Here is a 10,061-nt window from a genome sequence, read left to right as displayed (position 1 = left end):
CCTGCACATCTTGGGCCGCCGCTGATCGGACCAGCTCTCTCTGACCCGTCTGACCGCAACCGGACCATCTACCGCGTGTGGGGAAACGTGACCGGTCGGCGATCCGGTTGTGGCACTCCCGCGTGCCGATCTCCAACCGGCGCAGCCAGACCGTGCAGCTCCAACAGTGTGCACTTCAGCTGCTGGTGCGCCTGTGGAGGAGGCTGGGACTGAACAGGGCGCTCTTCTAGATCCGGAGCTTCACTAGCGGGATGCACTGCGCACGCACTACCCATCTGGATGCTGGTTTAATTGGCTATGGTCTTCAGCGGGTCTGGCAGCATCGACTTTTGGGGTTATCGAACAATGTCGATTAGAGGAAATTGGTTCTTACACTTTCTCCTACTTCGGGTCGACGATGAAGGGCTCTCAATAAAGATTGCCTCGCCTTTCAAATTCCTGTTCGCTATGTGGGGAATCGATCAGGCAAGCATTGAATGGCGCGAGCCCTGGAGCTCAGTGCTCTGCGTCTATATTGGCCGCAATGGCATTGCAGTCGAGAACAAGGACGGGAGGGCCGCCTCATTCCGTCCAGCAACAAGGAGGAGAAACCTCCGCATCATTGCGTCTGAAATTCTGCAGCACGATGTTCCCATCGTGCATGTTCGGCGTGTCACGCGTTGGAGGTTTCGCCCCGCTATCCGACGACATCTGAAACTTGTTGCAGTCGATGGTGTGGAGGGCTAGTTATCCGGTGGCGCGAGAGCTGTCGCGCCGTGCTCAAGCACAATTCACTTGGCCTGAGCAGGCGGTGGCGCAGAAGCCGCGGATGAGGTGGTCGGCGGCAACTCGGTTCAGCGTTGCGAAGCGCTCAGGTTGGGTCTAACTAGCGTCATGGGTGGCCCGAAGACGATCTAGTAGGCGCCGTGTGCCACGACGGGATCGGCCTACGGACTGTCTGTGCCTCGGGACTGATCGAACCAGGTGCTGGGCGGCGGAGCTGGGGGCGTAGGACGTTCGGTGAGATCCGGGGACTGCAACGGCCACAGCTGAGCAATCTGATCAGCGTCTTCAGCCCAGCCACTTGTTGAGATCGTCACGCTTGATTGCGCAATTCCCAGCTCTGGCCACACCACGTAGAACGTCATCGAACCCTCGGCTGGGACCGGTGACAGGAAGTAGTCCTGATCCAGGTGAGTGCTGTCACCGCCGCCTCCGCGGGTGATCAGTGTGACGTCATCCGCGGCGCGGTGATGATCGCGATCTGTCCAGTGCTCGGCGACCGTGCTCGCACGCCGGCCGTCGGACAACTCGACGCCGAAGAACAGGCCACCACCCGTGCTTTCACGTGGCCTCCAGTGACTGTGCAACGCATCTGAGGGTGTGCGCGTCTGGGTCGTCAACTGAAACGACACGCCCGTGCTAAAGATCCGGCCGGCGCTGATGAAGACCACCACATCGTCGGTTCGAGCGAGTACGAGAACAGGTCGCTGTACTCAGCACGGCAACGTACGCACCAACAGCCCTGCTGGCGTTACCTGCCGGGGTATGGCTCGATCGACGACGCCGGCGACCGGTCGTGCTGGCCTGCGACGGTGCGCGCGGACTGGCGTTGGCGTCGATCCCCCTGGCAGCCGCGTTCGGCGCCCTGACCATCGTCCAACTGGTATTCGTCGCTTTAATCGTCGGCGGGTTCAGCGTGTTCTTCGACATCGCCTACCAAAGCTGGTTACCCAGCATCGTGGCCCACGATGACCTTGTCCGGGCCAACGGGCGCCTCGCTGCTACCGACGCCACCGGCCGATTAGCCGGCCCGGGAATCGCCGGCGCCCTGGTCGGTCTCATCGGCGGCGCACGAACCCTGTGGGTGGACGCGCTCAGCTTCGCGGTCGCCGCTGCATCCACGGCCCTGGTGCGCTCCACGGAGCCACCACCCGATACGTCCACACCGCACGAACCGCTACGTCGCGAGCTGACCACTGGTCTGCGGTGGCTGGTGCGCGCACGACCGCTGCGCTACCTAGTTGCGGCCAACAGCTGGATGAACTTCTTCGTTGCCGTCTGGATCCCCGTGGAAACCTTGTTCCTGATCCGCACGCTGCACGCCAGCACCTGGACGGCAGGACTAGTCATCGCCCTCGGCAGCAGCGGCGGCATCATCGGCGGCCTCAGCAGTAACCGGGTCACCATCGCACTGGGAAACGCCCGAACCCTCGTCCTATGCGGAGCAATTGCCGGACCGTTCGCGCTTTTCGCGCCCCTGGCCACCGGTCTCCTGGGCCCCTGGGCGGTTTCACTCGGACTCTTCGGGGTCACCGCCACTAGTGCGATCTCAAGCTCATGCAACGTTGCCTATCGGCAACAGACCACCCCCCCAGCCCTGCTCGCACGGGTCGGTTCCGCTGCCCGACTCATCAGCTTCTCCATGGTCCCGGTCGGCACCTTGACCGGCGGGCTCCTCCTGGGCATCGCCACGCCCCGAGCCGTGCTGACCATCGCCGCCACCGGCTACGGCGCCGCCGTGCTGGTCCTCCGACCTATCTGGACCCACCGCACCCTCACCGAACCCAACCCCCCAGCGCCTCGCCACACCCCAGCTATACCGACAGATCTGCCCGAATAGCCCCCACCAGACCCCAAAACAACACCTTCAGACCGCATAGAGCCTTTCGCACCTGCTTGAAAGGATCGTCGCTGAGCAGGACGGGCCGGGTTGAAGTCGGTCACCTTGTTACGGATCAGGTGCCCACCCACTTCGTCCGCTGCCATGGTGGAGGACTACATCCGGTTTCAGAGCGCGACGCCGAACCGCCACGGGCGGTTTCCTGGGGTCTTCGCGATGGCCAACGGACTAGCTAAGGAACACCTCCTGCGCGCCCACGACGCGCAGTGGCTTCAGTCGGCAAACACGCGAGCCAACGCCGCGTACCCCGACCCTGCACTGACCGGCAGCGAGTGTTACAACCTCGACCGCTTCCCCGGAGCGCGCGCCTGGTTCAAGGCGACGGCCACCCACCTGCTGGAGATGACCGGCGAATACCTCGAGCTACTCGACCGGTACGACGTGCCGTGGATGGAGCTGCGTACCGCCCGCCCTGGCCGCGTCGTGTACGAGGACAACGTTCAGGTCGTCACCACGCCGTTCGGCTACCCAGCGGACTGGCCCTTCAGCCGCTAGCTCGCCGCGCTTCGATCGATGACCGGGACGGGATCGCTCTACAAAGAGCCGTCGGGCTGGGGCCGTGTGGTTGAGCAGGGTCGTTTCGTCTCGTGGGTTCGATCGGGCCGCGAGAGGAGGAGCGCGACGGCACACTGGTCATTCATGGAACCCGACGATCTGCTGTCGCTGATGGGTGCTCGGCGTGGTCATTTCGTTTTCGAGTCTGGCTATCACGGCGGCCTTTGGCTCGATCTGGACGGGATGTTCGCTGCGCCGTCTCAGCTCGCCAGCATGTTCGATGATCTCTCTCGCCGGGTCGCTGCGGTCGGCCCGGATGTGGTGTGCGGGCCGATGACCGGTGGGGCGCTGGTGGCATTCGCTGTTGCCGCCAAACTCAAGGTCGGTTTCCGGTGGACCTATCGCGAGCAGACGCCGAGCGGTCAAGGCCTGTTCCCCTACAGGTATTACCTCGACGCGGCCGGCGCGGAACTGGCCGACCAACGCGTCGTGGTCGTCGATGACGTCATCAACGCTGGATCGGCCACTCGGGAAACGCTACGGGTGTTGCGTGAGAAGAACGCGATCCCGGTCGCTGTCGCGGCGCTGCTGACACTCGGTCAGGCACCGGACGAGCTCGCCCGCGACGAGGGCCTCGAGCTCCTGACCCTCGCTAACGCAGAAAGCCCGCTGTGGGCGCCCGATCACTGCCCCCTTTGTGCAACCGACGAGCCCATCGCTTCTGGCTGACCTGATCGACTTGAGGGCGAATCGGTTCGCGGCGACTCGACCGCACGAGGATCTGCACGCGGGAGTGTCACAACATGATCCGGCTACGGGTAGCACTGCGACGGACCCGCGATGATGGCGGTGCGTGGCAGCTGCAGGATCGATGGGCGCTTCTGTTGGTGTGCATTCGACGATCGTTGGGAGACACCCTGACTGGTGTAGTTGCATCCGTCGTGCTCAGACCGTGGATGCTCTCGGACGCGCCCGCGTTGCGGGCTGCGTGGGCTTCCAACCCTGATTTGAGTACTCAGTTCGGCGAGGCAGTCCTGGACACGGACCTGCAGGCCGAGGAGTACCTACAGTCTTCGCTCGGCTTCGCCGAGTCGGCACGTAACTGGGCGATCGTCGAAGACGGCGTGGCGGTCGGCAACGTGGGTCTGGCCGCGATCGAGTGGCGCCACGCGACAGCGTGGGCCTACTACTGGGTTGCTGCGTCAGCTCGTGGTCGCGGGTACGCCACAGGAGCTCTGTCAGCGGTCGCGGACCATGCCTTCAGCGACGGGCTTGAACGTCTGGAGCTTGGGCACCGCGTCAACAACCCTGCGTCGTGTCGCGTTGCCGTGGGTGCAGGATTTCTCGCCGAGGGCGTCGAACGCCAGAAGCTGCGGTACGGCACGGAACGGTTCGACGTGGAACTCCACGCACGACTGTGCACGGACCCCGCACCACAACATGCACGGCTCAGGCTCCCGATGTTGACCTGACCGTTCGCCGATCGGTCAGTGGGCACCCACCGTTACGGTGAGTCCCGTGGGCCAGTCGTGTTCCCCGGATGTGGTCGTCTGGTTGGCTCCTATCCATCAGAGTGACTCTCGGTGGCGAGCTGTCTTGATGTCGCATCAGCTGCCGGAAGACCAGCAACGGTTCGCGGCGCCCGCAGCGGATTCCCTGCCGTTGAGTGACGGCGACCCGGACCGCACGTCCGTGGCAATCCTCGCCGGGGATGAACCTGTCGGGATGTTCGCGCTGGACCGCGGAGGCTACTTCCGCAAGTTTCAGGACAGTCCTAGCGCAGTGTTGTTACGGGCGTTTTACGTGGCATCGGATCATCAGGGCCACGGGTATGCCCGCGCTGCGGTCGCTGCCGTCCCCGCGTTCGTACGAGAGCACCTACCCGGCGTGGACCGGGTCGTACTGACCGTCAACACGCGCAATCCGACGGCGATCCATACCTACACATCCGGTGGGTTCACTGACACCGGGAAGACCTACCTGGGCGGCACGTCAGGCCCGCAGCACATCCTCGAGCTAACCCTCTGAACCCGGTCCGCATGCCGATCGGTGAACGGCTGCCACCCGGCGAGACGGATCACGTGCTGATGTCACACAGCTGGTGGTAGTAGCCGCGCATCGTGGGATCGACCAGTCGTGCGTCTGCCGGGTGCGCGACGCCCTGTGCCGCAGCGTCCAGGAGGTTGTTGTCTGCTGCCAGTCGGCCGGCGGCGTCGGTCCCGGTGCTGCCGTGGCCAGGGATGACAAATCGTGCTGCTGCCGCGGCCTCGGCGAGGCGCTCCAGGCCATGGCGGTAGGCAGGCAGGTCATCGGGCCAGAACGGCAGCGGCACCTCGGTGTCGCTGAGCATGTCGCCTGCGATGAGCACTCGCTGGCGTGGCAACCACAACGCCGTGTGACCCGGAGCGTGGCCGTCATGGATCAACAGCTCGATGGCGAATCCGTCGGGGACGCCAGACGCCGGCAGGTGCTCGACAGGCTCAACACGGCCCATCAAATCGCTCAACGATGCCGGGAACGTCGCACCCAGAGCCTGCAGCAGACCTGCACGTTCATCCCGTGCGACCGCCGCCGCGCGTGGTGAGGCCCACCGGGGCGCCGTACCGAAGCCCGGGTGCCACAACAGGTGATCGTGGTGGGCATGCGTAGCGAAGCCGCCGATGACCCGCAGTTCGCGGTCGCGCAATTGGGTTGCCAGCGAATCCAGTTCGTCAGCGGACCAATTCGGATCGACGAGCAGGGCGGAGCCGCCGTCCGTCAGCACTGTCGTGTTGGTCGCCATGATGGTGCTGGTGGCGACCAACACACCGGCCGTGACCTCACGCAGTTGCGCGGGAACGACGGGGGTCACTTTCGCCACACTAGACGTGTGCGACCGGCGGGACCGGCGCCAACCTGATGCCGGTCTTGCACCGACGACCGATCACCGACCGCTGACCGGTGAGCGCAGCGAGAAGGATCACATCGCACGCGCGCGGGGTGAATGTGCCGCCAATCAGTGCTGACGTTCGACGGCGAGGCCCAGTTCGTCGGACCGTCAAATTTGTTGAGGTCGGGGGAGGCGGCGGCGGCTTTCAGCAAGTCGAGGTCGGCTCGATGATCGCCAGAGGAACTCCACCTTGTGTGACCTCAACGGATATGTGGCCAGCGCCCTGTCCTACCCCCTACACCCTTCAATGCGATGAGCCACCCAGCCCAGGGCGCGCTCATGCGGGGAGATCTCCAAAGAACTTGGCCACGTCGTAGTTGCCGATTCGTCGCGCAAGCCCGACCGGAGTTCGACCACTAGCGTTGACGGCGAGCGGATCCGCACCCAGGCCCCGCAACAAGAGAATCAGATCGCCCCGCCCCTTCGAGTTGAACTCCGCATCGAAGAGCGGCGTGTTCCCGAAGGTGTCCACTCGATCGACCTCGGCGCCGCCGTCAGTCAATGTGCGCGCGGCGTCTACTGCACCATGTTTCGCAGCGGAGTGCAGGGGGGGTGAGGCCCTTCCGATGCTCGCATCGCAGCGATCAAAGGAAGAGCTAAGAAGAGCATCGACGATCGCCAACTGTTCAGTGCCGCTCGCTGACAGATTTGTTTGGGAATCCCTGGACGCCGCACGTAGCACCGTGACCGTCACTGAAGGGCGCGTAGGTCCCGTTGGTGATGTAGGTCGCGGGCCAGATGGGCTACTGCTGCTCGACCCCGCGGGGATAGGTGTAGCGGCTGTCGGCCACGAAACCGGTGTCCTTGGCCTTGGTCGCCGCGCACCCGACTGCGCCGTTATAAGACACGTGGCAGGGCAGTCCCCCGGAGGTGAACGTCCAATAGTTCGGGATGATCGCCGCGTGGTATCTGCTGTCGATCTTCAGGTGATGTGGAACGGCCCACGCATTGGATTGCTTGGTCGGCAGGACCTGCACGTCGGTGGCGCAGTCCCAGGTCCACGATTTCGTGGACAGCACGATCCCTTCCAGTGCGGCGTTGCCGCAGATGCGCTTGGCTTCCGCGTTCGATACCCCGTAGGGGCCGGAGGTACCGAACATGCAGACCAGCACACCGGTCTGGCGCACCTGACACAACACCCCCTGCTGCCCGGTGATGAAGGTGTCCCCGGCCTTCAAGGCGAGAATCTTCGACCCGGTGGTGGACGTCGTGGTGGCGTGCGCCGGGACCGCCGCGGTGATGACCCCTGCTGTTGCGGCAAGCACGACACCTGCCAGGACCGGCATCTTGTGAACGTTCATGGAACATTTACCTCCCAACAGGTCGCCGTCGACTACCCCCACGGCGTCTTGGTGCGGCGTACCCAAGGTCGACGTTAGAAGCACCCGCACTGGTGCCGCTAGGCAACGCGGAACCTGACGCATTGGAGCCCGGCCCGAACCGGGAAGGCACGCCTATGGTCATCATCTGATGATCTCAAGTGTGTCTGGAGGTGGGTATGAGGACCACCCTTGCCTTGGATGACGCGACAGCGGTTCCGCGTCGACGGGCGTCGCCTGCGTGCTCCTCGTCGACACCTCGATATGGATCGACCACCTCGAGGCAGTGACGCGCAGCTCGCGTCGCTGTTCCAGGTCGGGCAGGTTCTCGCTCATGCCTGGGTGACCGGTGAAGTCGCGCTCAGCGATCTTTCGCGGCGCAGCGAGGTTGTTCATTTGCTCCGCAACCTCCCGAAGGCGGGGTCTGCGACAGACTTCGAGGTGCTCACCCTGATCGAGAGTCGTCAGCTGTTCGGTCTGGGTATCGGGTACGCCGACGTACATCCGCTGGCCGCAACGATGCTCACGGCTGACGCCCGGCTGTGGACGCGCGATAGGCGGCTCGCGGCAGTCGCTACGGAGCATGGGCTCGCGAGCGACAACGGATAGACCGTCCTGACTCGGACCTGTCATCCGGCGCCGGATCGATGTCCGGCCCGAGGCGTGCAGGCGAGCCGCCTGTCAAAGAAATCGGCTGCTGTTGGTGTCCGTCCTGGCCGTGATGGGTCCGACCCGGTCGAGGATGTGTCGGGTGGTGCTGGCGAGGTCGCGGGAGTGGTCGAGGACCACTTCGTCCGGTACGCCGAGCAGGTCGTGGTCGATGTACCAGTTGCGCAGCTTGTCCGGTCCGACCTCGACCCGCATGGGTCGGCCTTCGTGACGACGCAGGGTCTCCGCGAGAGGCACGTCGAGGTAGAAGACGTGAGCAGGTCCGGTATGGGTGTCAATCAATCCGCGCAGCATGTCGCCGTAGTGCCCCGAGAAGAAGATGCCCTCGACGATCACGTGGTAGCCCAACTGAAGGCAGTACCTGACGGTGGTGGCAATCAGCTGGATGTTGTCCCCACCGGGCACGTCGTGCTCGCGAAGGATGACCCGGCGCAGGTGGTCCTGGCCGATGTTCGCGGTACCGCGCCCCATCGCAAGCTGCAACTGCTGCGCCAGCGTCGTCTTGCCGGCGCCCGAGTTGCCTCGCAGGACGATCAAGTGCTGGTCGGTCATGACTCAACTATCTGGCAGGCGCGGACGCGCCAGATGCACGCCCACGCCGGCTGCTGGTCATCACGGGGAACGTCGCCAGTATCGAACGGCGCTGCCCGGTCGATCGCTTGGCGTAGCGGGGTAGCAAGCCCGGGCAGAGCGGCGCACGAGGAAGGGGGCACTCGAACGCCGTAGGCGAAGCAAGGGCAGGTCAGGGCACGACGGTGACCGGCCACTTGGCGTCCCGCACCAAATGGACCGCGAGTGAGCCCACCAGGCGGTGGCCGGCATGCGAGGAGGCCCCGACGACGACCGCATCTGCGCGGCGCTCGGTCGCCACGGCGACGATCTCCTTGTAGGGATTGCCGTGCCGTTCGACCATCTCGAAGTCGAGGTCGTCGACGATGCCGGACTCGGCGACCTGGCGGCGCATGTCGGCCACCACGCCGGCCTGGGTCTCGCGTAGGAGCGGGATGGCAGCGGGTGCTGCGGCGGCGTACACGCCGAGGGTGTGCACGTAGACCGCCACCAGGGTGGCGTCCATCCGGCGGGCCATTCCCACGGCGTACGCGCCCGCGTGGATCGAGGAATCCGAGCCGTCGACCCCGACCACGATCACGACCCTGGGTGGTGCGCCGTCCGCTGTCATCTTCGGACGGTATCGGACCTTCGACCGGCACCGCCGGGCGCGTCGGCCAGATCGGTCACGGCCCGCCGCGCCAGTGGTCGATCCGTCGGTGATCGGGCGAGAAGCCGTTGTCGACGCCCCAGAGCACGGCCTGCGTGCGGCTCTCCACATCGATCTTGCGGTAGATCGTGCGGATGTAGGACTTGACCGTGTTGGGGCTGAGGAAGGTGCGCGAGGACACCTCCGCGTTGCTGTGGCCCTGGGTGATCAGCGCCAGGATCTCCGACTCGCGCTCGGTGAGCCCCTCGCCCCGGCCGGGCCAGTCCAGCCCGGTCACCGGACGGGCACGGCCCGGCGGATCGCTGATGACGATTTCACCCGCGTGCACCGCCTCGATGGCCGCGATGAATTCCCGTGCGGGCAGCGCCTTGGACAGGTAGCCGTGCACACCCTGCCGCCGCGCGCTCTCGACGAGCTCGGGGTGGAAGTTCCAGGTGTAGACGATGACCTTGCGTGCGCAGGGGCTGCGGATGAGCACCCCGATCTCTTCGCGGTCGGACTCCGGCTGGGCGAACGCGTCGTAGAGCACGACGTCGACGGTGTCCTTCAGCGGTTGGTTGGTGTCGATCTCGGCGATGATCACCCGTTCGCGGTATTGATCGATGATCTTGGCGACGCCGAGCAGGACGACGTCGTAGTCGTCCACGAGGGCGACGGTGATGGGGGAGTTGGGCACCCCTCCACGTTAAACCTCCCTAGGGGTGTGTTGCAGCAGCCCTAGGGGTGAAAATCTGCAGGAGTACAGATCCTCGAAGGGAAGGCACAATC

At 64.8% G+C, this 10,061-nt stretch carries 12 protein-coding genes and 1 pseudogene; 6 read left to right on the top strand and 7 right to left on the bottom strand.

Going from position 1 to position 10,061, the window contains the following annotated elements:
* Positions 1-926: 926 nt before the first annotated feature.
* Positions 927-1,433, bottom strand: coding sequence for a hypothetical protein (locus J4030_RS16985; protein ID WP_208050413.1), 507 nt, complete (start codon positions 1,431-1,433; stop codon positions 927-929).
* Positions 1,434-1,471: 38 nt separating this feature from the next.
* Between J4030_RS16985 and J4030_RS16980 the strand changes: the two are divergent.
* The 5 genes and pseudogenes from J4030_RS16980 to J4030_RS16960 form a co-directional block, all read left to right on the top strand.
* Positions 1,472-2,602: pseudogene (locus J4030_RS16980) on the top strand (MFS transporter); the annotation flags it as partial.
* 147 nt (positions 2,603-2,749) lie between these two features.
* Entirely contained in the window at positions 2,750-3,157 is a 408-nt protein-coding gene (locus J4030_RS16975; protein WP_208050412.1) for a hypothetical protein, read from the top strand.
* 144 nt (positions 3,158-3,301) lie between these two features.
* Positions 3,302-3,886 carry a phosphoribosyltransferase family protein gene (locus tag J4030_RS16970; protein ID WP_208050411.1) on the top strand — a complete coding sequence of 195 codons (585 nt, stop codon included), beginning with the start codon at positions 3,302-3,304 and terminating at the stop codon, positions 3,884-3,886.
* Positions 3,887-4,044: 158 nt separating this feature from the next.
* Positions 4,045-4,629 carry a GNAT family N-acetyltransferase gene (locus J4030_RS16965; protein WP_307864759.1) on the top strand — a complete coding sequence of 195 codons (585 nt, stop codon included), beginning with the start codon at positions 4,045-4,047 and terminating at the stop codon, positions 4,627-4,629.
* Between the two features lie 127 nt (positions 4,630-4,756).
* On the top strand, positions 4,757-5,185 hold the full coding sequence (locus J4030_RS16960; RefSeq protein ID WP_208050409.1) for a GNAT family N-acetyltransferase: 429 nt from the start codon (positions 4,757-4,759) through the stop codon (positions 5,183-5,185).
* Between the two features lie 49 nt (positions 5,186-5,234).
* Here J4030_RS16960 and J4030_RS16955 read toward each other — a convergent pair whose 3' ends face one another.
* The 3 genes from J4030_RS16955 to J4030_RS16945 all read right to left on the bottom strand — a co-directional run bounded on the left by J4030_RS16955 (position 5,235) and on the right by J4030_RS16945 (position 7,387).
* The gene (locus J4030_RS16955; RefSeq protein WP_307864756.1) at positions 5,235-6,008 is read right to left on the bottom strand and encodes an MBL fold metallo-hydrolase; all 774 of its coding nucleotides are present in this window, start codon (positions 6,006-6,008) and stop codon (positions 5,235-5,237) included.
* A 355-nt stretch (positions 6,009-6,363) separates the two neighbouring features.
* Positions 6,364-6,780 (bottom strand): ankyrin repeat domain-containing protein, encoded by a 417-nt coding sequence (locus tag J4030_RS16950; protein WP_243763501.1) that lies wholly within the window; start codon positions 6,778-6,780, stop codon positions 6,364-6,366.
* Positions 6,781-6,829: 49 nt separating this feature from the next.
* On the bottom strand, positions 6,830-7,387 hold the full coding sequence (locus J4030_RS16945; RefSeq protein WP_208050408.1) for a hypothetical protein: 558 nt from the start codon (positions 7,385-7,387) through the stop codon (positions 6,830-6,832).
* A 219-nt stretch (positions 7,388-7,606) separates the two neighbouring features.
* Here J4030_RS16945 and J4030_RS16940 point away from each other — a divergent pair, with 219 nt between their 5' ends.
* Positions 7,607-8,014 (top strand): hypothetical protein, encoded by a 408-nt coding sequence (locus J4030_RS16940; protein ID WP_208050407.1) that lies wholly within the window; start codon positions 7,607-7,609, stop codon positions 8,012-8,014.
* A gap of 72 nt (positions 8,015-8,086) precedes the next feature.
* Here J4030_RS16940 and J4030_RS16935 read toward each other — a convergent pair whose 3' ends face one another.
* From J4030_RS16935 to J4030_RS16925, 3 genes are all read right to left on the bottom strand, one after another.
* The gene (locus tag J4030_RS16935) at positions 8,087-8,626 is read right to left on the bottom strand and encodes an AAA family ATPase (protein ID WP_208050406.1); all 540 of its coding nucleotides are present in this window, start codon (positions 8,624-8,626) and stop codon (positions 8,087-8,089) included.
* Positions 8,627-8,816: 190 nt separating this feature from the next.
* Complete coding sequence (locus J4030_RS16930; protein WP_208050405.1) at positions 8,817-9,254, bottom strand: universal stress protein; 438 nt, start codon at positions 9,252-9,254, stop codon at positions 8,817-8,819.
* Between the two features lie 55 nt (positions 9,255-9,309).
* Entirely contained in the window at positions 9,310-9,969 is a 660-nt protein-coding gene (locus tag J4030_RS16925) for a response regulator transcription factor (RefSeq protein WP_307864755.1), read from the bottom strand.
* Between the last annotated feature and the right edge of the window lie 92 nt (positions 9,970-10,061).

It is taken from the genome of Allobranchiibius sp. CTAmp26, from assembly GCF_017565405.1.
Classification (GTDB): domain Bacteria; phylum Actinomycetota; class Actinomycetes; order Actinomycetales; family Dermatophilaceae; genus Allobranchiibius.
The sequence above is the reverse complement of the archived record's forward strand: the minus strand, read 5'-3'. Positions and strand labels throughout refer to the sequence as shown.